Annotated in this window: 28 protein-coding genes; 10 read left to right on the forward strand and 18 right to left on the reverse strand. The window is 45.8% G+C overall.

From position 1 onward, the window contains the following. The first annotated feature begins 4 nt into the window (after positions 1-4). The 9 genes from F566_RS0104875 (at position 5) to F566_RS35230 (ending at position 6,100) form a co-directional block, all read left to right on the forward strand. On the forward strand, positions 5-244 hold the full coding sequence (locus F566_RS0104875; RefSeq protein WP_020405855.1) for a hypothetical protein: 240 nt from the start codon (positions 5-7) through the stop codon (positions 242-244). A 1-nt stretch (position 245) separates the two neighbouring features. Then, positions 246-2,909 (forward strand): zincin-like metallopeptidase domain-containing protein, encoded by a 2,664-nt coding sequence (locus tag F566_RS0104880; protein ID WP_020405856.1) that lies wholly within the window; start codon positions 246-248, stop codon positions 2,907-2,909. A 268-nt stretch (positions 2,910-3,177) separates the two neighbouring features. Further along, positions 3,178-3,513 (forward strand): hypothetical protein, encoded by a 336-nt coding sequence (locus F566_RS0104885; protein WP_020405857.1) that lies wholly within the window; start codon positions 3,178-3,180, stop codon positions 3,511-3,513. A gap of 317 nt (positions 3,514-3,830) precedes the next feature. Continuing rightward, complete coding sequence (locus tag F566_RS0104895) at positions 3,831-4,094, forward strand: hypothetical protein (RefSeq protein ID WP_020405860.1); 264 nt, start codon at positions 3,831-3,833, stop codon at positions 4,092-4,094. Between the two features lie 27 nt (positions 4,095-4,121). Then, a complete protein-coding gene (locus F566_RS0104900) occupies positions 4,122-4,487 on the forward strand; it encodes a hypothetical protein (RefSeq protein WP_020405861.1) in 366 nt (121 codons plus the stop codon). Next, the gene (locus tag F566_RS0104905; RefSeq protein ID WP_020405862.1) at positions 4,487-4,798 is read left to right on the forward strand and encodes a hypothetical protein; all 312 of its coding nucleotides are present in this window, start codon (positions 4,487-4,489) and stop codon (positions 4,796-4,798) included. The genes F566_RS0104900 and F566_RS0104905 overlap by 1 nt, the downstream gene beginning before the upstream one ends. A 17-nt stretch (positions 4,799-4,815) precedes the next feature. Continuing rightward, on the forward strand, positions 4,816-5,463 hold the full coding sequence (locus F566_RS0104910; RefSeq protein ID WP_020405863.1) for a recombinase family protein: 648 nt from the start codon (positions 4,816-4,818) through the stop codon (positions 5,461-5,463). 10 nt (positions 5,464-5,473) lie between these two features. Then, a complete protein-coding gene (locus F566_RS0104915) occupies positions 5,474-5,680 on the forward strand; it encodes a hypothetical protein (RefSeq protein WP_157496664.1) in 207 nt (68 codons plus the stop codon). Positions 5,681-5,683: 3 nt separating this feature from the next. Further along, entirely contained in the window at positions 5,684-6,100 is a 417-nt protein-coding gene (locus tag F566_RS35230) for a hypothetical protein (protein ID WP_020405865.1), read from the forward strand. A 31-nt stretch (positions 6,101-6,131) separates the two neighbouring features. Here the strand turns inward: F566_RS35230 and F566_RS0104925 are convergent, their stop codons facing one another. The 17 genes from F566_RS0104925 to F566_RS0105005 all read right to left on the reverse strand — a co-directional run bounded on the left by F566_RS0104925 (position 6,132) and on the right by F566_RS0105005 (position 19,765). Next, the gene (locus F566_RS0104925; protein WP_020405866.1) at positions 6,132-6,398 is read right to left on the reverse strand and encodes a hypothetical protein; all 267 of its coding nucleotides are present in this window, start codon (positions 6,396-6,398) and stop codon (positions 6,132-6,134) included. 15 nt (positions 6,399-6,413) lie between these two features. Beyond that, positions 6,414-6,836, reverse strand: a complete 423-nt coding sequence (locus F566_RS0104930; RefSeq protein ID WP_020405867.1) for an OmpA family protein — start codon at positions 6,834-6,836, stop codon at positions 6,414-6,416. Between the two features lie 13 nt (positions 6,837-6,849). Beyond that, entirely contained in the window at positions 6,850-7,581 is a 732-nt protein-coding gene (locus F566_RS0104935; RefSeq protein ID WP_020405868.1) for a TraX family protein, read from the reverse strand. Beyond that, positions 7,578-8,018 (reverse strand): transglycosylase SLT domain-containing protein, encoded by a 441-nt coding sequence (locus F566_RS31980; protein WP_051085269.1) that lies wholly within the window; start codon positions 8,016-8,018, stop codon positions 7,578-7,580. The genes F566_RS0104935 and F566_RS31980 overlap by 4 nt, the downstream gene beginning before the upstream one ends. A 41-nt stretch (positions 8,019-8,059) precedes the next feature. Beyond that, positions 8,060-8,332: a hypothetical protein gene (locus tag F566_RS37585; RefSeq protein ID WP_245555146.1), complete on the reverse strand. Its 273-nt coding sequence runs from the start codon at positions 8,330-8,332 to the stop codon at positions 8,060-8,062. A 253-nt stretch (positions 8,333-8,585) separates the two neighbouring features. Continuing rightward, complete coding sequence (gene trbL / locus F566_RS0104950) at positions 8,586-10,202, reverse strand: P-type conjugative transfer protein TrbL (protein WP_020405871.1); 1,617 nt, start codon at positions 10,200-10,202, stop codon at positions 8,586-8,588. A 15-nt stretch (positions 10,203-10,217) separates the two neighbouring features. After that, positions 10,218-10,442 carry an entry exclusion lipoprotein TrbK gene (gene trbK / locus F566_RS0104955; protein WP_020405872.1) on the reverse strand — a complete coding sequence of 75 codons (225 nt, stop codon included), beginning with the start codon at positions 10,440-10,442 and terminating at the stop codon, positions 10,218-10,220. A gap of 9 nt (positions 10,443-10,451) precedes the next feature. Continuing rightward, positions 10,452-11,219, reverse strand: a complete 768-nt coding sequence (trbJ, locus tag F566_RS0104960; protein ID WP_020405873.1) for a P-type conjugative transfer protein TrbJ — start codon at positions 11,217-11,219, stop codon at positions 10,452-10,454. Positions 11,220-11,234: 15 nt separating this feature from the next. Then, positions 11,235-12,668, reverse strand: coding sequence for a TrbI/VirB10 family protein (locus F566_RS0104965; RefSeq protein ID WP_020405874.1), 1,434 nt, complete (start codon positions 12,666-12,668; stop codon positions 11,235-11,237). A gap of 3 nt (positions 12,669-12,671) precedes the next feature. After that, a complete protein-coding gene (locus F566_RS0104970; protein ID WP_020405875.1) occupies positions 12,672-13,115 on the reverse strand; it encodes a hypothetical protein in 444 nt (147 codons plus the stop codon). Further along, positions 13,112-14,056: a P-type conjugative transfer protein TrbG gene (gene trbG, locus F566_RS0104975; protein WP_020405876.1), complete on the reverse strand. Its 945-nt coding sequence runs from the start codon at positions 14,054-14,056 to the stop codon at positions 13,112-13,114. Before trbG ends, F566_RS0104970 begins: the two co-directional genes overlap by 4 nt. A 13-nt stretch (positions 14,057-14,069) precedes the next feature. Further along, positions 14,070-14,834, reverse strand: a complete 765-nt coding sequence (locus F566_RS0104980) for a conjugal transfer protein TrbF (RefSeq protein WP_020405877.1) — start codon at positions 14,832-14,834, stop codon at positions 14,070-14,072. Further along, entirely contained in the window at positions 14,831-17,380 is a 2,550-nt protein-coding gene (locus F566_RS0104985) for a VirB4 family type IV secretion/conjugal transfer ATPase (protein WP_020405878.1), read from the reverse strand. The genes F566_RS0104980 and F566_RS0104985 overlap by 4 nt, the downstream gene beginning before the upstream one ends. Continuing rightward, positions 17,377-17,688: a conjugal transfer protein TrbD gene (locus F566_RS0104990; protein WP_026179769.1), complete on the reverse strand. Its 312-nt coding sequence runs from the start codon at positions 17,686-17,688 to the stop codon at positions 17,377-17,379. Before F566_RS0104990 ends, F566_RS0104985 begins: the two co-directional genes overlap by 4 nt. A gap of 2 nt (positions 17,689-17,690) precedes the next feature. Next, on the reverse strand, positions 17,691-18,116 hold the full coding sequence (trbC, locus tag F566_RS0104995; protein WP_020405880.1) for a conjugal transfer system pilin TrbC: 426 nt from the start codon (positions 18,114-18,116) through the stop codon (positions 17,691-17,693). Between the two features lie 16 nt (positions 18,117-18,132). After that, positions 18,133-19,095 (reverse strand): P-type conjugative transfer ATPase TrbB, encoded by a 963-nt coding sequence (gene trbB, locus F566_RS0105000; protein WP_020405881.1) that lies wholly within the window; start codon positions 19,093-19,095, stop codon positions 18,133-18,135. 259 nt (positions 19,096-19,354) lie between these two features. Further along, positions 19,355-19,765 (reverse strand): transcriptional regulator, encoded by a 411-nt coding sequence (locus tag F566_RS0105005; RefSeq protein WP_020405882.1) that lies wholly within the window; start codon positions 19,763-19,765, stop codon positions 19,355-19,357. A 194-nt stretch (positions 19,766-19,959) separates the two neighbouring features. Here F566_RS0105005 and trfA point away from each other — a divergent pair, with 194 nt between their 5' ends. Continuing rightward, positions 19,960-20,841: a plasmid replication initiator TrfA gene (trfA, locus tag F566_RS0105010; protein WP_020405883.1), complete on the forward strand. Its 882-nt coding sequence runs from the start codon at positions 19,960-19,962 to the stop codon at positions 20,839-20,841. A 78-nt stretch (positions 20,842-20,919) separates the two neighbouring features. On the opposite strand, the gene F566_RS37280 is transcribed toward trfA, so the two are convergent. Beyond that, on the reverse strand, positions 20,920-21,174 hold a 255-nt coding region (locus F566_RS37280; protein WP_026179770.1), incomplete at its 5' end, for a hypothetical protein.

Consider the following 21,174-nt stretch of genomic DNA (forward strand, 5'->3'; position numbering starts at 1 on the left):
CGCCATGAGTGACAAGAATCAGAATCTATCTGAAGTAGAAGAGCAAATAACATTTAACGGCCAGGAAAATACAGCTCAATCCATTCGGGATAAATATATTGATGCAATGACGCCTGGTTACCAAGTTGAGTTTGATCCAGTCGAAGCTGAGCTTGTTGGTGCTTTCGTTGAAGATGCCTTAAGTGAAGAAGATGCAACAGAGAGCACGTTGGATCTGCCGGAAATAGATATCAAGGAGGATTGAAATGGCAGCAGCTAAAAAGCCGTTCCACGAAACGGTTGCAGAAAACCTTATTGAGCAATTAAAGGCTGGTACCGCCCCTTGGCAAAGACCGTATGAACCTGGAGGGCAAGGCATACTTCCAGTGAACCCCACAACAGGAAAAAGATATAAAGGGATTAATGCTATTCATCTGATGGGGCAGGGGCGCGAGGACTCACGTTGGATGACTTATAACCAGGCTAAATCAGTAGGCGCTCAGGTGCGTAAAGGAGAGACGGGAACCGCTGTACAGTATTGGAAATTTACTGAGGAGCAAAACAAGCTGGATGGCAATGGTAAACCTGTGCTCGATGACAGCGGTAAAGCGGTTAAAGAAACTGTGAAGCTTGAGCGTCCTAGAGTCTTCTTTGCAACTGTCTTCAATGCTGAGCAGATTGATGGGCTACCTAAGATTGAACGCAAGGAGCAAGCTTGGGATGCAATAGAGCGGGCAGATCACATCTTGCAGGCCTCGGGTGCATCAATCAGCCATGGTAGTGATATGCCGTTCTACAGGCCCTCAACTGACAGTATTCATATGCCGGATAAGGCGCAGTTCCCCTCTGCAGATAAATACTATGCTACAGCATTGCACGAGTTGGGCCACTGGACCGGTCACCCCTCAAGACTTGATCGTGACTTATCACATCCTTTTGGATCTGAAGGTTACGCCAAAGAAGAGTTAAGAGCGGAAATCGCCAGCATGGTACTGGGTGATGAGCTTAGTCTTGGCAGAGATCCCGGCCAACACGCTGCTTATGTAAAGTCATGGGTTAGGGTTCTAGAAAACGATCCTTTAGAAATTTTCAGGGCAGCTGCCGAGGCTGAAAAAATAAGTGAATTTGTTCTTTCGTTTGAACAAAAACAGGTCCAGGAGATAGACCAATCTCAGGAGGTTAAGGTGGAGGAGAATCATAACAACCTACAACAACAAGCTGTTGAATTGGCCCAGGCCCAGGAAGAGCGGGTGAAAAATGATCCTATCAGCACGGAAGCTGATATATCCGAAGCCCAGAAAAATACAAACGCCGCTGAAGCGGCAGTAAAGAATGACGAGTCAGATAAACGTCAAAATGCTACAAATCTGGAAGTTAGAAAGGAGAAAGAACGCACCTATATTAACGTTCCATTTAATGAAAAGGACGAGGCAAAAAGTCTAGGTGCTCGGTGGGATCGGCAGGAACGTTCCTGGTATGTTCCTCCTACTGCAGACAGTTCTGCCTTCTCTAAGTGGACATCCAATCAAGTAAAGAAAGATCAGCAATCAGTCACCCTGGAACCGAAAAAGAATGAGGCTTCAGATCGGTTGTATCTTGCCGTTCCTTACGGAGAACGCGGGGCGGCAAAAGCGGCAGGCGCAAAATGGGATAAAGATGCAAAATCTTGGTACGTTGGCCCAAGTTCTGATATGAGCAAGCTTAGTCATTGGTTACCCGAGAATGTTCCAAACCAACAGGGGCCGGCTATGACTCCAACAGAGGAGTTTAAACAAGCTCTAATCTCGCTGGGCTGTGTTGTGCCGAATGGCGGCAATCACCCTATCATGGATGGAAAGAAGCACAGAATCCCCGTGGAAGGTGATAAGAAAGGCGAGAAGGCTGGATTCTATGTGGCGTACCTTGACGATCATCCCGCAGGCTACATTAAAAATAATCGGACGGGTGTTGAGATTAAGTGGAAGTCAAAAGGCTATGAACTTAGTCCGGAGCAGAAGGCCAAGCTTAACGCTGAGGCTGCAGAAAAATTGGCAACAAGAGCCAAAGAGCAAGAGCGCGCCCAGGAGGCTGCCTCTCAGAGTGTGGTTAACCAAGCAGCCGGATTGACTCCCCCAACAAAACCAACCACTTACTTAAAGAATAAAGGCGTAGGGCTCCATAATGGCGTACTAACTGATGAGAGCGAAAAGAAAACCTATATACCAGCCTATGACACAAGTGGTAAGCAGTGGACCATGCAATACATCAATGAGGATGGTACTAAGAGATTTGCAAAGGACAGTCGAAAAGAGGGATGTTTTCATGTCATAGGCGGCCTAGAGGCCTTGGAAAAAGCGCCGGCCTTAGTGCTCTCAGAAGGGTATGCAACAGCCGCAACTAACGCAGAATCACTGGGTTTTGCAACTGTTGTTGCCTTTGACTCTGGAAACCTTCCTACTGTGGCGGCAGCATTACACAACAAATATCCAGAAAAGCCAGTAGTAATCCTAGGAGATGACGACCGCCACCAAGCGATTACTCAGGGAACTAATCCAGGGCGCGACAAAGCGAACGAAGCCGCTAAGGCTACAGGCGGTAAGGCCATATTCCCCGTCTTTGCTCCAGGTGAGGCAGACTGGCCAGCGGACTTGGATAAAGTCACACCCCAGAAGTACCGGGAACACCTTCAAGCATCTAAAGACTTAGAAAGTGCCCCGGAGGATAAGAAAAAGGAGCTTGCCAGTAAATTGTTAAACAAAGATCAAATTGCCGCCTTGGATAGGATTAAGTCATTCAGTGACTTCAATGATTTGGCAACAAAAAGTTCGCTTGGAAGGGGAGGGGTTGAACGCCAAGTGAAAGCTTTGGTAAACAGAGTTGTGCAAAGCGAACACAAAGAGCAACAGCAGGCAGTCCAAAAAGAACCTCGCAGGGCTGCCAGGATCAGTTAGTTCAGCGCTATAACTTAGAGGTAAAAAAGCCAGCACAATGCTGGCTTTTTTGTTTTGCTAGAATATTTTAGCCGCTAAATTTCGATATACTGGATTTTTTTGTTTTCTGGGTTTAGTATGGCCAAATAGGGTTGGCTATTTATAGGGGGCTTTTTTGACTCGGTCTTTATATTTTTGACCGCTCCCGTAAACGGGGGCTAAATAGCGTATACCCATATTAGTCAGTCAGAGGAATGAAAATGGATACCAAACCGACTAAGGAACATCTATGAAACTGACACCTACTGAAATTCTCCAGCATTTAGGCTTTGATATCTCCAATGATGGCATTGAGATCAATGAAAATGACGCCTACCTAATCACATCGGCCCTTCACCTAGTCGGAAAGTCGATCAATACCGACCAAATTCCAGACGCTGAACTCGCTACGCTGCATTGTGGAACGGCTGGCCTTGTTTTCGGGTGTTCCGAATCCGGACTAATCAGCCCGATTGGAGACACCATCAAAGAAATGCCGTCAGGTGAAAGCCTGATGAAATTGCGGGCAACATTGGACTTGCTCCTACGAGTCACTTTTAAACATCACATTCAAAAGGATTGGTGAAAAAGATATGTCAACTATTGATAAACAAATAGCTGAGTTGCTGGAGAATTCCCGCCGGCATCAGGAGAACTACAAAATACTTACTTTAAGAAAAGGCATTGTTAATAATGGATACAAAGACCCATGGAGGAAAATATGAAAAAGAGTCGAGAGAAGTCAGAAGATAAATCTTTTCAGGAGCAACTGTATAAAGAGGGAAAAAGGCGGTTTGGCTCTATATGTGAACACAAACAAGTTGTTAATGGTCACTGTTGTCAATGTCTTAGAAAAGTCATTACTAAAGACGATATTCAATAGACTGCAAAGAGGGATAGATAATGGCCGACTATATGTTTTTTTTCATTTTTGCAGGGACTATTGCCGTTATTGTAAGTTTCGTACCGGATAACCGGTGGGTGCGATTTGTAATAGCTCTTATGGCGGTTGGTGTAGCTGAATTTCCGGTGTATTCGGCCTCAACAACTATTCTCAACCTCATTGGCTCCATAGGTTTCACTATTGCTATTGCCTATATGATTAGCAGCAAACGTGCCCGAGAAGCCAGCCTGCGGATTGTAGAGAATATCACAGCAAATAATTAAACCGATTGAAAAAGGAGTAGGTCTGTTATGTCGGGAAGATTTCTATATTCCATTGCTTCTATTATGGGGCGAGACATTACACGGTTATATAAAGCCCTACCGGGCACTACTGTGACGATTATTCTGTTTTGCTTGTTTGGTTTGTTTAGTGGAGTTGCCCTCTTTTTTGACACCAATTTGACAACTGTAATTAATTGGATGGCGGTGGGGATGTTTGCGCTTTTCCTGCTTCTCAGTGGTGTTCTTTTCTTATATTGCAAAGAGGAGAGGAGGGCGGTCGCTTGTGTCGTTGCGGCTGGTGTGGTGTGCGGCTTAGTTGCATGGGGCGGCTTAAGTGCTATTGAGACATTTTGCGATAAGAAAGAAATGTCATTCCTTTGCCAGGGAATGTAATGGAGAAAATAAACAGTCACTATTTTGAAGGTGCTCGTGTGATTAAAAAATTACTAAAGCGGTACTATGGGGCGCTGGTATTAATATTATTCATTGCATTCACCTTACTTGGGTATGCTAATGACAAGATGGCGCATGAAAATGAAGGAAAAACGTCAATAGTTTTGATCATGGCTCCAAACGCGGAAAGCCTGGATTTTTCCGATTGGTTTATAAGCTTTGTGTCAACTAGTGGTTGGGGATTCCTGCCATTATTGATATCGATTGTTGTATTTCTTATTTGGCTTATAGACGACAGAAAAACTAATTAAGTTATAGGGGGGGGCAAGTGGACTCAATCCAGGTGGCACGTGTTTATTTACGGGTGAGTACAAATGAACAGGATTTAGCGCGCCAGGAGAGGATTGTTAATGATGCCAAGGAGGCGGGGTACTATGTTGCAGGGGTGTATAGAGAAAAGGCCTCTGGTGCTCGTCTTGATAGGCCTGTATTGCTTCGCTTGATTGAAGATCTGCAGCCTGGAGAGGCCCTAATCGCTGAGAGAATGGACCGTGTTACCCGTCTTCCGTTGCAAGATGCAGAGGAACTTATCAATGCTATCAAGGCAAAGGGTGCACGGCTGGTTATTCCTGGTGTTGTGGACCTGACAGACGTGACATTAACAACAAATGGAGCTTCCCGGGTTGTGTTGGAGTCCATTCAGGAAATGCTTTTAAAGCTGGCCCTACAGATGGCACGTGACGATTACGAGGACCGCAGAGAACGGCAACGACAAGGGATCGAGCAGGCGAAGAAGAGCGGTAAATATAAGGGGCGAAAGGCAGACGAAAAAACCAATGAGTTGATAGTAAGGTTACGTCAAAGCAATACAATTGAAGAAACAGCTAGGTTAGCTGGATGCAGTAAAAGCCAAGTAAAAAGAATTTGGGCTTTGTACAAGAATGCTGCTGACAGGTTGGATGTAAATGGAGAATAGGAACATAGATATGAATATGAATTGGCGAGAGTGGTTGGCCTTTGTCCTGGTCGGTGGTGGTTTCTTCTATGTCCTGTGTTTGGTGTTTGAGGATCCGCTTTCTGCAGGGGTTTTCATGATGGTGTGTATGGCTATTTGGGGTATGGTGTTTTGGAGTATGCCTAAAAGTGGTGATAGTAAAGAAAGAGCCTCGGATAAGAAAACGACAGGAATATAGGATATGAACCAATTAAAGGTGTTTTTTGTTGGAGTGGCTGTATTAGTCGCCGTACTTGTTGGTACTGGATACTTTGCAGGTAAAAAGCTTCAAGCAAATGCCGTGGCATTTTGGGGAGACCGCTATGATGTGACCGAGCCACGGATTCCCTTTAACAATTTTTTAGTTCGCTGGTTTACACCCACTGGTGGGCCGGGCATAAACCCTAGCTTTCTAGATAGTTGTAAAGTGCATCCCGCAACGGCCTTGGCTCCCATTAGGGAGTCGTTGTCTAAACCAGAACAATGGGAGGCTTTGTGTGGAGAGGATATGGACACGGTAGTACCATTTTCCCTCTCTGACATTGCAGATGGTGATGGTGAAATGCAGAAGGAAATTAGAGAAGCTTTCAAAGTGGTGATGAATAAAGGAAATGAGTAGGCGCGTCAGACCCACTCAAAATATGTACAACTTACAACTTAAGGCCTCGTTTCTGAGGCCTTTCTTGATTCACTTTTTTGTGTTCTTTGATTTCATCCTCTGCACTCCGGATTTTATCCGCTAAAGCTGGATGCTTTTCACTTTCATTTAGCTTTTTGATTATGGCCTCAGTTCGTTCTGTGTCAGGGTTGTTAGTATCAAGTCGCTTAAGGGCATCTTTAGCCATCCAGCCAGGAATTACCCCATTTTGCTTGCTTACAGTTTCTAAAAGCTCTTTGGTTTTATTCAGTGTTGCCATTTCTATCGTCTCCCTTCAATAAACAGGTACGTAGATCATTTGAATGTCTACGCGCTGGTTGAGGTAGCGCCCTTCAGGCGTACCGTTATCAGCAATAAAATCAGCTGCTGATACGTAGTTAATCATTATCTTTAGCGGTGACACCCCTTGCGATACTAGGTAGTTACGGGCAGACACAGCCCTAGCCAAAGCTAGAGCCTCGTCTTTTCGGCTTGGTTTAAGGGTGCTGGTTCTGCCACTAATATTTATCATGTCAGCATCCCTGGCGGCTTCAAGGATCGTTGCAACTACCTGGCTCGGGTGAAACGTTGAGCTTCCATCTTTGAATGAAACAGACACTGTATGAGAGACGGGCTCAAAGTTGTTTGTCTTGGCAAGCGCCTGGTTCGTTACTGCAAGAAGCCCCAGAAATAACGCCATGAAAAGTGTTCTTTGCATTTGAAAACTCCTTTTAATAAAAAAATAGGTAGCCGGCATGACTCATTGGGATTCGAACTAACCAAATAACTGCAAGATGTAGTGGGTAGTAGCTATAAAACAATATGCTTAGGCGCGGAATATGGAGATCATAGCGAGCAGCGAGGATCAAGAGAGGTAAGGCAGCTAGCGCCCAATAATTTCCATTTACAACGCTGAGTCCAGCGCATGAAGCAACTGCTATGCTGGCACTTAATATCGAGGGATTCTTTCTATACGACCATACAGCCATCCCAAAAAGAATTGCTGGCCACCAGTACTCAACCACCCCACCCCCAACGGCAAATACTAATGCTGCTGCCCAAAATCGCCTTAGATCACACAAGTAGGCCGTAGCGGTTAGCACAAATAATGTGAACAGAATATTTAGAGGCCACCAGCCAGCATAGAGGCCTCCCAGGGAAATGAATGGAACAGAGGCCATTGCCCCAACGAAGGCCAAGCGTTTCATTGCGCGTAGGTAAGCGCCTTTTTCTAGCTGGCCTGGACGAGATAGGTTGAATGCCAATACAAAAACAAAGATAGGAAGTGCTAACCGGCCAGCCTCAAAAAGAATTGGCAGAGTACCGTTAAAAAGATACTTGTTTACATGGTCCCCTGTCATGAGAACAAGGCCAACCCACTTCAAAACTTCAATAGTTCCGTTTGCTATACGAAGTTGCGGTAACACAGCGCCAGGGATTTTTATCTGTTGTTTGCTAATCATTTCTTCCCCTCCTGGAAGTTTCGAGTAGCAAAATACTTATCAAGCCAATCAGCCCAATTGGCGGCTTTTTGCATAAGATCAGCTCTGTAAATCGCATTGTATTTTGGAGTTCGAGAATGATAGTTGGCGACCCTGGTCCACAGATCGCCACTATCCTTTAGGATGTGACCGCGGAGCCTCCAAGCTGCGAGGTCAAAGGAGTAGCAGCCAGGAGCTGCTACGTCATCGGCTGTAATGCCGTATTGTGCAAGGTCTTCAAGATATACAGTATTGATCTGCATTGACCCAATATCCTCAGTCCCGTTTGTATTCCGTACTCGCTGCCCAGGTTTACCACTTTCCTTTTCCGCAACAGCCAGGACTATATTTGCAGGAACCTCATATTTGACTGCTGCTGCAATAGAACAAACCACCCGTTCCTGGACCTGTGGGGGCATTGGGGGAAGATCCGCAATAACAAAGGGCACTTTTAATACTCTCAAAAGTAATGAGTCGGGCCTTGCTGGGCACCTTCTGTATATACCTCAACGTACCGATAGGTTCTTGAGCAGTGCTCAGGGCTCATCCTGTATTCATCGCTATCACCAGTGCGAATCTTTCTGCAGATCGTACCTTTAACGTATTTCTCCTCTGTATAAGAGTAACCTTTGCAATACTTGACGTTGTCATCATCGCCTTGTTTCCTATACCCCCAGGAAGAGCAGTATTTATACGGAGGGACATAAGCTGCTGTGCCAAACAGAGATGACATGTGACTACCACTCCCACTAGGTGGATTTACTGCACATGATGAGAAGCTAGGCAAAGGAGGTTTTAGGTGCTTAACTCTGTCAAGCATGGCTGAATATGCGTCACCACATCCGGAAGGAAACCCTCCAGGTAAGCAAAGCCATATTTTGCATTCCTCTTGCGAGGCAGCATTAACAGACGTAGTAACAACAAGCATATTTATAAACAGAGTGATGGCTATCAACACTTGTTTCATCTTTTGACTCCTTTCGGTTTTAGCGATTTTTATTAACGAATCCGGCTATTTCAGAATTTCGCTGTTGTTGGTGTTCTTGTACATAAGAGACATAATCCTCAACATCAAATGTATTTCTTTCGGGGTTGCTTTCTTGCCATTCAGCATGTGATTCACTGGCCTTTTCCTGGTCTTCAGGTGATAGTGAGCTAAAGCCGCCAGTTTGATTGATCCATCCAGAACCTTCCGACCCAGAACCTTCCGACCCAGATCCTGAGTCCATTCCAGTTGAACCGATTGAATCCCCGCTATCACTCCCCATCCCTTTAATAGCTGTGGCAATTTTTCCGCCTGTGGTCTCCGCTATGCGACCCATAGCAGCCCCTTTCATACCATCAGCCTTAGCCTTGGCAACTGATCCAGCACCCTTAGCTAAATTGGCCCCAGTGTCTGCCATAATTCGCCCAGCTTTAGACGCTGCAGCTTTTATGCTGCCGCCTCCTCCACTGCCAATTCCAGCGGCCTCTGCAAATGGCGTAGTTGTTCCGTCGTTTGCTGCTGTTGTGGAGCCGCTGGATGCCATACTCTGTTGCAGAGCGCTACCAAGGCCAGACATTACATCTGTACCGGCCTCTACGTTTTCTCTTGCCTTAGATATGGCTGCCATGATTGCTTGTCCGCCTCCAGCTGCATTCGCAGCACCTGCAGCCGCTGCAGCACCTCCGACAGCCGCCGCCGCAGTTGCAACCCCCATGGCTCCCAGAGCTGCCCCGGCTCCCATTGTCCCTATACCTGCGCCGCCAACACTTGCACCACTAACTACACCTGAAAGCAGTGCTGGCACCTTGTTGACCAACACAAGCAAAATAACAGCGACAATTAATAAAACGCCCATTTCTTTCAGGCTAATTCCCGCACTCATATGGGTGTAATAGTCGTCAAGAAAGGTCTTGCCAATACCTACAAGCAGGACCATAGCCATTAGTTGCGCGGCCACACCTAGCACAGTTTTGTAGTAGTTTATGGCTATATCATGAGTCCAGCGTGACCCTCCAAAACCTAGAAAGAAAACCCCCCCGTAAGCCAGAATCCAAGCGGAGCACAACAGGAGAAGCATATTGATCCCTACTAACGCCAAAATGATGAGAATTATCAGAGCAATAGTGATCCCTGCAAATGAGTCAACAGGGGACCATATATCTGATTGATCTAGAACTTTGTCGAAAATGGCAAAGCCCACATCAACAATGCCTGAAGGCGAAAGACCACCCCCTAGACCAGTGGCGTTTCCAGCCAATTGCTTTAAGGATTGGTATATAGACGACGCAAAGTTAGGACCATTGGTTAGAGCCCACCAAAAAAAACCAGTGAAGATTATGAACCTGACAAACTCGGCAAAAAAATCACCTATGTCAGCGCGCTTTAATGCCAGCATTCCAAAGGTCCAAACCATTGAAATCATAACCAAGGTCCAGAACAACCAGGATGCTGCATTGGTGATGACACCAGCCCATGTTGCTGCAGCGGCGTTATATCTGGCTAGGACGCTGTCCAGGAGCCCAGAATTATCTATTGCAGCATGAGCCGGCATTGATAAGATGAGTGCGAGCAATAATATGATAGGCACTGCACTCTTAAATTTGGCAACCTTATTCATACTTAGTTGGACTCCTCACCATTCCTTTTGAGGGCTTTCTTTGAACTCACCCGCCCTGGTGTTAACACGACGCAAACATTTACTCGCGAACTCTTGTTTAATCTCCTCGTCAAGTTTCTTTATATTTTCCATAAGACAATTCTGCTCATTAACTTCTGGCATATCCGATTCCCAGCAGCCAGTTAAAAACGCCAATATTGACACCAGGAATAGGCGGTTAAAGTGATTTGTAAACATCATTCCGCCCCCTTACCAGCTACGTGCCGGACTTGGCACATAGCTTCCTTTACGTAGCTGCTCTGCAGCAGCTTCTTCCTGGGCCTCTTTGGCAACAGTCGCTTGCATGCGTGTTGCTGTAGCGTTCTGTTGAGCAATCAGAAGCCCTCTAATTTGAAGCAATTGATTTGACTGATTGCTGGCAAACTGGTTGGCGTATTGGATAGCTGCAAGTTGCCCATCCGCACTCTGCGCAGTAGATTGAAGTCTCTGCAATTGTCGTGCGTCACTTTCAAGGTTGTTTTGTTGTTGGTCTAGGCTTCGGAACAGAGCATCATTGGCCTTTTTTTGAGACTCCGATGCCAGCCTTCTATTTTTTTCCATGGCCTCCCATTCCGCTGGAGTGCAACCCGAGGTTGAATAGCATGGAGACCCCCTGTAATAAGCTACACTGCCAAACTTATTCAGGTAGTTATCCAAGCTTCCAAGCTCGGTTTTGTAGTAATCAAGCGTATTTGAGGCATCTATTAGATCGTTTATTGTGGACTCTGCCCTATCCCACAAAAACGCAGACGGTGCCATAGTATTTTGCAGGTCGTTTTCATACTGCTGCAGTTGTGTTTGATACTGCTGAATCTGTTTAGCGGTCTGCGATACAGCCTCTAATGCTGAAAGGATATTTTGAGCTAAATTTGTGCCGTCAATAACTGGAATTCCAGCATTGGCTGGAGGTGTTGCCAAATTACAGAGAATAATCACTGACACGGTAAAATATTTAGCCGCTAAATTAATTCGTTTCACTATTCTTCCCTCTTGTTAATAATCAAATGAACGATAGGGTGAGCTAAAGGTTAGGTCTTTTACTGCAATGACGTTAAAGCGATACCCCGGACGAATTTCAAGCGTTGGAGCAATGTTCATATTTTTTGATATGAGTTGTGATGCCACCTGCCCTAGTTGCTGCCCCAAAGCTTCACTTAAGGCATCACTGGTTCTTTGACTATCTGAGTCGGAGTCATCCTTTTGACTCAAACTAATTCCGGCAGTTACCCCGGACATAAGAATTGCTGACCCAAATAGGCGGAAATAGTGGTTGTTAACTTGGTCGTGAAACCCCGAGTAACCCGCACTATCAGAACCAGGCATAGAACCGATGTCCATGGCTTTCCCGTCAGGGAAAACGATTCTTTGCCATGCAACTAAGACACGGTTCTGACCATAGGCAACGTCGCTTGAATAGGAGCCTACTAACCGCGATCCTTGTGGAATCAGCAAGTGACGGCCAGTAGCTGTGTCGTAAACATTTTGCGAAACCTGCCCCATTATTTGCCCTGGCAAATCTGAGTTGATGCCAGACAGAAGAATTGCAGGGATCACAAATCCGGCTCTTAACTCATAAGGCGATCTTGGCTGCTCTACCTTCGAATTATGAGCCCATCGATCCCCGCCACCACTATTATCAAACTGTGCATATCCGGCCCCTCCATAACCCTCACCTCCTGCAGACGTAGCCATAAAGGTTGGCTCCATTCCCCCTGACGGAGCTCCGCCAGTAGACATTCCCGTCATTGACTGAATTTGTGCCAGTCTTTGTTGATATGCTGCGGTAGGGTCATCACTTTGAACAGATGCAATCTCCCGGCGAACCCTTGCTATTTCGTCTATCATTTCTTGGCGTGTTTCTGGCCTACTACGTGTTGCCAGTGTTGATCCTGACCTTTGACTTACAGGTGCGGACACTTGGATTGTAGTTTTAGATCCTGCTGCTTCTTCTAACATCTGAAGTTTTGCCATCCGTATACGTTGAGCTTCCTCAGACTTCTGTTGCCTGATACGTTCAGCTTCTTGGTTCGCTGCCTCGGTGCGTTCAGGCGGTGTGGGTGGTTCATCAAGATTTGTAGGACGAGCTACGGTTATCATTGTGCCGCCCTCTTCATCAACTGATGTTGATTCATCTGCTGTTGGCAGCTCAGGCGGAGCTGCTGGGACAATTCCTTCAACATGTTCGCTTGTGATTTCGTTAGCAAACATTGTGGTATTGCCTGCAAACTCTTGTGGTCCCTCTACGGGTGCATTCTGCTGTTCTGCCCGGTCGGCAGCCACCATCATCATTACCAATAGAAAGGCCCCAAGCACGCCCGCAAGAAGATACATAGGGCGATTGTTGACGCGACGAACCCCTGACTTTGATACTGTTCCAGGGGAAGCATCAGGCGACATTACATCATCTTGATCAGTAGTTGTGCTCATTATTTACTCCTTTCGGACCCAATACCCGGCAGGAAGGACCGTGCCATTCTGCTTTGTATATGCACGTGTAATGGACTGATCACCTATTAGAACGGTTATTCTGTATAGGTTTGCGTCCGTAAACTGATCAACGACATACCTTAGAGGCAAGCCGTCTCCGTCAGTTTCTTCTGTGACAGGGTTGAACTCCAAAATGGCAAAGCCTCGATCTCTCATTCCAGCAACCAGGGCGGCTCCAAACACATCCGTCATGGAGTGTTTAAGCTCAAACTGTGTTTTTGCAGGAGGGTATAGGGAAACAAGTTGTTCAATGGTGTCGTTTGCCATTTTTTGTTGATCATTTGCAATTTGATCTATTACAAAGTTTCCGTAAGGGCTTGGATTTGGCTGTGTTGTGGCACAACCAGACAGACCTATGATAATGAATAGCAGTGCTAGTATTTTCATTGTTCTCCCCGTCCCAATGGTGTTGCTGAGGGCTTTTTAGACACGCCTTTGGTGATGGTTACACGGTCTTGAGCATTGCCAACGCCGGCAATCAAGATTGCCTTCTCAAATACCGTATCAACAATGTATCGATTATCTTGAACTCGATAATTGACCATTACGGTTTCTGGATCGGTAAATAGCCCGCCCTCTCTTCTTACAACCAAGAGAGTTGGTGCCTCTGTTTGTTGCATGGCGTTAGGCATCTGAATAATGGTTTTCACGCCATCGTTATACACTCGCAAAGGTTTCCATGGAGCTGAGCCTGACAATTCGTAATCGAATGACAGGTTGCCCAGGTATTCACCAGTAGAGGGTATTGTGTTTTCTTTCACTTGCTGGCGTTGTTGAACTCGGATCAAATCCCATTTTGCAAGTGCTTCCTCCGGATAGGAGAAAGACACTTGCGGCATGAATTCCGTCCGGTGGGAACGTAGCTTAATGTAATAACTACGCCGATCCGTGGTGACAACTAAGCTAGTTGATAGTCCCACATCTTTGGGCTTAATCATGATGTGAATAACTGCTGTGTTACCAGATCCAGAGATTGCAGGTTCAATTTGCCAACGTGCCGAGTCACCAACATTGAGACCTGTAAACTGTTCCCCTGGCTGCAATGCGACATCACAAACCTGCAGGACTGCACAAACGATGCTTGGCGTTTGGGCTCCATATACAAACTGTATAGATCCGTCAGAGCCTGCAAACGCTTTGACTCCTCTCTTGGATTCAGACGCTTGCCACTTTTGAGCGATCGCCAACGCTTCGCGTTCTTGCTGCGTCAACCTTGGGTTGTCTTTAGAAAAATATTTGTCTTCCAACTCATTCGCCTGTGTGACTGAAGTCAAGGCCGATGCCGTAATCATGACACTGAGAATTAAGTTAATAAGGTGCTTATTCATAGTTTTCATTTCCTTATTGCAGGCGTGACCAGGAATAATCACGGACATATATCAACAGTGGATTTTTAAGTAGCTGGTCTTCTGTTGTTTGTTCAGTCGGTTCGGCTGTATATACGGTTAACAGAGCCCTCATCCTCTCTGGCAGCCCCTTCTTTTCTCCCTGTCTATCTCGTGTGATTTCTTCCCATTCAACCTGCCAAGTGTCGGGGGATTGAGAAAGTACAGAGGTAATTTCAATGCTCACCATTTCTTTGGCAGCTCTAACAAAAGGGCTTGAATCCTCACTGCCGTTCATCCATTCATTCATTTTTGTTGTGGCTGGATCATTCGGGCTTAGGTGCGCATAAACGTTAAAAACGGCCTTCCGCTGAATCGCAATGTCGGGTGTTACTAGGCGGGCGTCCTCAATGAATTTAGAGACTGCTGCCCCAATTATTTTTGGGTCAGCTTTTGAGGCCTGTTGGACTGGTCCAGCTGAAGCCGTCCTTCCAAATTTATCGACTTCAACTAGATAAGGAATAAACTTAGACATGCTTCCGATCTGGATCATACCTCCCACACTAGCAAGTGCTATGAGTAGTGAGAGAATGCCAACCACTTGCCAAGTCTGCCGAGAAGAAACCACAGAACCAACATGTTCATTCCAGGTTCTACGGGCAGTTAGGTATGGATTTTCAGAATCTTTAATTGGTTGTGATTGAGCCTCTTCAGCTTTTACAGGAGCTGAGGACTTTTTAAAAATCAGCCCTTTCAATACTTGTGTGTAAGGTGCGCTCATGCTGCAGCCTCCATGTCCATGTAATTATCGAGTACAACACCTCTGCTGCTAAGCCATTCATTCACCCACTGGTCACCATACTTACGTTCCATTTGTTTAATCGTTGCGATTGACTCTTTATCAGTCGCACCTACAAATGACAGTGCTAGTGGTCCAAGCGCTAGTTCATATAGCCTTCGACCACTTTCAGAAACACAGTAGTACTGTCGCTTGGGGATCGCTTTTGCGAGGATTTCAATTTGACGTTGATTAAGACCCATTCTGCGATAGAGTGCCGCTGTGTCTTCATCACGTGCGTAGATGTTGGGTAGGAAAATCTTAGTGGCAGTAGACTCCACAATGACATCAAGAATGCCTGACCTCTCAGCATCTGATAAACTTTGAGTTGCCATCAAAACTAAGCAATTCTTCTTAGCAAAGGCTTTTAACCATTCTCTGATCTTGTCACGGAAAGCTGGATGCGCAAGCATTAGCCATGCTTCATCCAGGATAATAGCTGCTGGCTGACCATTCAGACTGCATTCGATACGCCGGAATAGATAAAGTAATACTGGTAAGGCAAACTTTTCGCCAAGATTCATCAGTTCTTCTATTTCGAACGTGGTGAAGTCAGAAAGTGATAGCCCGTCTTCCTCTGAATCCAACAAGTGCCCCATCATTCCATCTACTGTGTATTGCTTGATGGCTTCACGTATTTGCTCATCCTGGACGGTTACAGAGAACTCTGACAGTGTTCTTGCCCCGCTTTCGTACATACTGTAAATGGCATTTGCAATGTCATTACGTTGAGCAGGAGTGGTGACAACATCATTTAACACCAAAATAGTATCGATCCACTCCATAGCCCAGGCTCTGTCGCCTTTTGTTTCCAAATACTGTAATGGGCAGAAAGCCAAAGTGGAGTCATCAGAGGCTACGGAAAAATGCTTTCCTCCCACAGCTTTAGTTAGCGGATACATCGACATACCTTTATCGAAGTTGTATACCGTCATGTTCCTGTAACGTCGCAGCTGGGCCGCGATAAGAGCCAAGTGCGTGGACTTCCCTGCCCGGGTTGGACCGAACATTAGAGCGTGTCCTAAATCTCTAACATGCAGGTTAAAACGGAAGGGAGTTGACCCATGTGTTACACACTGCATCAATGCCGGGGATTGTGGCGGATATAAGGGGCATGGTGCGTTTGCGTTACCTGTCCAGACGCTGCTAGTTGGCAGTAGGTCTGCCAAATTCATAGTATTCATCAATGGCCGGCGGACATTCTCAACACCGTGCCCTGGAAGACTACCCAAATACGCATCCATGGTGTTTATAGTCTCTGTCCTGGCAGCGAAACCAAGCCCACTTATGGCCTTTTCTATTTTGAGTGCTGATTGTTCCAGAATCTGTCTATTCTCATCCATTAAGATAACTACGCTTGTGTAGTATCCTGCCGCAACAAGACCGCTATTTATTTCTGCTATTGCTGCGTCGGCATCATTGACCATTGACACGGCATCTTGATCAACCCGGTCGCTGTTTGTGTTAAAAACTTGGTCAAAGAAACCACGGATTTTCTGGCGCCATTTTTTGCGGAACTTGTCTAAGTGCTGAATTGATTCGTGTTGATCCATGAAGATGAAGCGAGAAGACCACCGATATTCAACAGATAGTTCAGCCAAAGCGCTTAAAATCCCTGGGTGTGACTCCAAAGGAAAACCTTCTACAGCGACAACCTGAATAAACTTACGACCAATCCGGGGGACTACACCGCCCCATAGCTCCTGACCACCAAGATAGGCATCTAGATACATAGGATTACTTGGCAATATGACTGGCTGAGTAATCCCAGTGATACAGAATTGTAACCAGCTTAGAAAATCATCATGAGTGACAGTCCCTCCGTCCTCATTGACAATCCTTTGTCCACATAGGCGAGTCAGATTCACTGCCGAGGTAAGGTTATTCTCAATACTGGAAATCTCACGTTTGAACTGTCGAATAAGGTTTTTCGTCCTGGCCTTCGTTCCCTGCACTTGTTCTTCATCATCAAACATAAGCTCAACAAATTTACGTTGAGCAAGAACTGGAGGAAACCAAGTTAGGGTTATTACAAAATAGCCCTCATACATAGTTCCCAGCCTTTCAAATAGCTGTCTACGCTCTTCATCGATGGCTTGAGATATTGGGTCAGCGAAATTCGACAGCTGCCTATCTGGATAGCCTGGAGCCGCCCGCCGAACGGCATCAACATGAAGCATCCAGCCATTCCCTAACTCAGAGAACGCTTGATTCAATCGTATTGATACCATTTCTCGCTGTTGATCGGTGCTACTCGCGTTATCATCCCCTTTGTACAGCCAAGCAGCCATAAACGCACCGCTTTTACATACAATCACACCGTCATCAACTACCGCAGCATAGTTGAGCAAATCGGCCAAACCCGCATCCTTTGAACGATGCTTTTTTAGCTGTAATTCTGCATCAACTTGGCGAATCCTGGCATAGAGGATAAGCAGCAGTACCGCACCACTAAAAGCTATGCCGTATGTAATAAAACTTATCGTCATTTGTATTGCTTCCCTTGACTTGGAGTGTTTTCACGGTAGGGCGTGCTACGCGCTGGGTAATAGGACTTGTAACGGCGGTGCCGCAAGTACACATGCCGGAGCCTTGGATCTGCCTTTGCCATGATTCGGCACACGAACAGTGCGCCAAACCATAAAGCAATGCCAAAAAGCGTTGCTCTCAGTTCTTGGGCACTGAAGATCAGTGCCCCTGCCATCAGTCCTGAGAACATAACCAGCTCACGATCCCCGCCCATGAACAGGTTTTCTCGATTTCCAGCCCTACGTAAAGGGATCGTGCGCAAGGCCATTTTTAAACGGCCCGCACAGAATCAGCGTAATTAATAACGGCAAACCTAAGATGCTCAAGGGCTTCATTGCTCAATGCGGCAATTTCCGCGCCTCGACCAAAGAAGGTTGACATAATATTTTGCGCGCCAACCAAAAAGGCTATGACGAGGATCAGGAAGATGAAGGACCGAAAGAAGGCATTTAGTTCACCACCAAAAATCAGCACACCACCTGCAATGACAATCCCAACAATTGAGAGTGTGAAGGCAATAGGGCCTGTGACTGAGTTTCTAAAGTTTGTTAACCACCCTTCATACGGAAGTCCCCCACCAGTACCTGTTGAGGCCATAGCAGGTTGTAAGGACATAAGGAAAAACAACGCAGCAAACAGGCCTAAATAGGCCATAGTCGTGCGATTCAGGCGGACTGAGGGTAAAGAAAATTCCATAGTTAAACTCCTAGTTTCAAAGAGATTTTGTAATGTATTGACCGTCTCGGTATCCAGATACCTCTAACACTTCCTGTATCCGGCGACCTTCAGGTGTTCTGGCGATATGAACAACAATATGAACCGCATCACCAATTAACGGTTCAATCTCGGTGGGAGCCGCTGGATTACGAGTAATCAGCGACCGTAAGCGAGCTAGGCCAGCAGTTGCGTTATTGGCGTGTAGGGTTGCTGCCCCGCCTTCATGGCCTGTATTCCAGGCGTCAAGCAGGTCTAGTGCTTCCGCTCCACGGACCTCACCAACCAGTATTCGGTCAGGGCGCATCCGCAAGGTTGTTTTAAGCAACTGCGTCATAGTGACGTCAATAGTTGTGTGATACTGAACGTGGTTATCAGCGGCGCACTGGATTTCTCCTGTGTCCTCAATAATGAATACCCGTTCGGTTGGATCGTTCACCACCATTTGATTGATGATGGCATTAACTAGAGTGGTTTTACCGGTACCAGTACCACCAATGACAAGTATGTTTTTATGAGCTTTAACTGCCTCAACCAGAACTTTTTTCTGTCCTGGCGTCATAATCCCATTTTCAACATATTGTTCTAAGGTGAAGATAGTCACCGCTTTTTTCCTGATCGCAAACGTTGGAGCGGGAACAACTGGGGGAAGTTGACCAGCAAAACGCGACCCATCCAAAGGAAACTCTCCCTCTAGAATTGGATTATCTCGTGTAACTTCTTTACGGTGATATCCGGCGATAGTTTCAATGATGGCTTGAGCCTGAGCATTCCTTAGTGTGCCAATACAGCACATCTTTTCACCCAGGCGTTCCTGCCATATTTTTCCATCAGCGTTAAGCATGATTTCAACCGTCTTAGGGTCGTTTAAAGCGGCCAACAGTGTGGCCCCCATATCACGCTCTAGCTTTTTCTTGGCGCGATTCTTAACAGAATCAGCAACTTGATCAGTTCCGTTCATTCCTTTGCCTGCCTCAATGCCAGCATTATTAGTTTCGATATATACGATATACCGAAATATCCATAGGTGCAATATATTGAAAGGATAGATTATGTCATATCCAACATTGTGCTTACAGTTTTTTGTTATCTCGAATTTTGAAGCACAAAAAGGGGCTCATTGTATCCAATGAATCGACATAAAATGTCGCTCCATTTCGCAATGTTTTGGCTATTTAGCGGCTAAAACGCCGCTCTATATTTGGCGGGACTCTTAGAGGCTATTTGTGTGCGTTAGGAGGCGGGCTGATCTTCCTTAGTTTTTTTTGGGTTTCCTCTCCCCATTTTTTAACTTGGAAAGCCCTGTATTCAGGCAGAACAACAGATACACGTTCAAATCCAGTTGGCAAGCTAGTATGCACCCTACCCCCTGCCAACGCTTCTAATGTTTCTCGGTCTAAATCTGTTGACTCCAAAAGAAGCGGTAATGACACTTCAAGTGCCGCTGCAATGGCTTCCATTACCTTAAGAGAAGGGTTGGCCTTACCAGTCGTTAGGTCCGAAAGAAACGATACTGATACGCCTGATCGATCTGCCAATTCATTTTTGGTCATGTGTCGCTCATCTAGAATTCGCAACACATTGGTAAAAAATATAAAGTTGTAAACGGATTGTCTGTCAGTATCTTCCATATTTTAGCCGCTAAAGTTTTGACTCCCTTAGAAAGTATAGCTATACTTAGTCCCCAGGATTATGGAGATACTCCAAGGCCATAGAACCTGAAGTTTATCGGGAATCTTACACGTGATACAGATATTCGTCACCGAAGACTGCAAATTTCGATTAAGTCCAGTATCTTAGGGGAGCAATTCCAGGAGGGTAGTACATGACAGCAAAGAAAAAAAATAGCAACAAGTACGCTGCTGCTGCAGAAGCATTGGCTTCCAAAGTTGAAGAGGCAAGACAAGCCAGCTTACTTAATAAAACCAAGGAAGAAATAAAAGAGGCTCAGCTATCACTCTTTGACATTGCTCCATGGGCGGACAGCATGAGGGCGTTGCCTAATGACTATGCCAGGTGCGCTTTATTTACAGTCAGGAACAAACGGCAACCTCGGGAAGCCCTACAGAGCCACCCTATTTATCATGTTAACAAAGATGTTGCGATTTTTTTTACTGGCATTGAGTTACGTGCGGAAGATGACGAACTTGTTTGGCAGCAAGTGATGGATTACTCAAAAAGGTGCCCAATTGGCACGCCAATTGAATTCACCTTTTACGAGCTGTGCCGTGACGTTGGGTGGTCTATCAATGGGCGTTATTATAAAAAGGCTGAAGAATGCCTGACACGGCTACAAGCATCAGCAATGCAATTTGAATCTAAGAGAATTGGCCGGCTAGAATCGCTCTCCCTTATCAGTCGATTCCGGATTGTAGATCGAGGAAAGAAAACCTCCCGTTGTGAGGTATTGATTGATGAAGAAATGGTGATGCTATTTGCTGGGGATCATTACTCAAAGTTTATCTGGGACATTTACCGTAAATTATCCCCAACAACTCGACGGATGTTTGACTACTTTGCTTCACACCAAAATCCTTACCCACTTAAACTAGAAACCTTCCGACTGATGTGTGGATCTGAATCGACACGTCCAAAGAAATGGCGGGAGCAAGTAAATGAATCCTGTGAAGAGCTTAACGCCAGTAAATTGGTTACAAATACCTGGGTTCATAAAGACTTGCTTTATTGTGATCGTGGGAAATATTAACAGGGGGCTTGCAGCCCCTTATAGGGGTCCTGTGGAAGAACCCCCATATTTGTAAACTTTGCGGTTATTACCATGACCTTATATCGACTCCCGCCGACGGCCAATAACAACAGGCTCTTTGTTTCTTGTTACCACAAAAACCCCTTTTGGAAAAAGAGCAGCTAACAGGGTTTCATTTTCCTGCAGCACAGCCCAATAAACACTTGGCGATTTAAAACCATACACTTTGACCTTTACCCAGGGGTAGTGACCGGGTAGCTGCGATAACCGCCAACTTTTTTTGCAGGTGATTTTTCTACGGGAAATTACGGTTTGAGGTTGGTTTGTGATGGC

It is taken from the genome of Hahella ganghwensis DSM 17046, assembly GCF_000376785.1.
Classification (GTDB): Bacteria; Pseudomonadota; Gammaproteobacteria; order Pseudomonadales; family Oleiphilaceae; genus Hahella; species Hahella ganghwensis.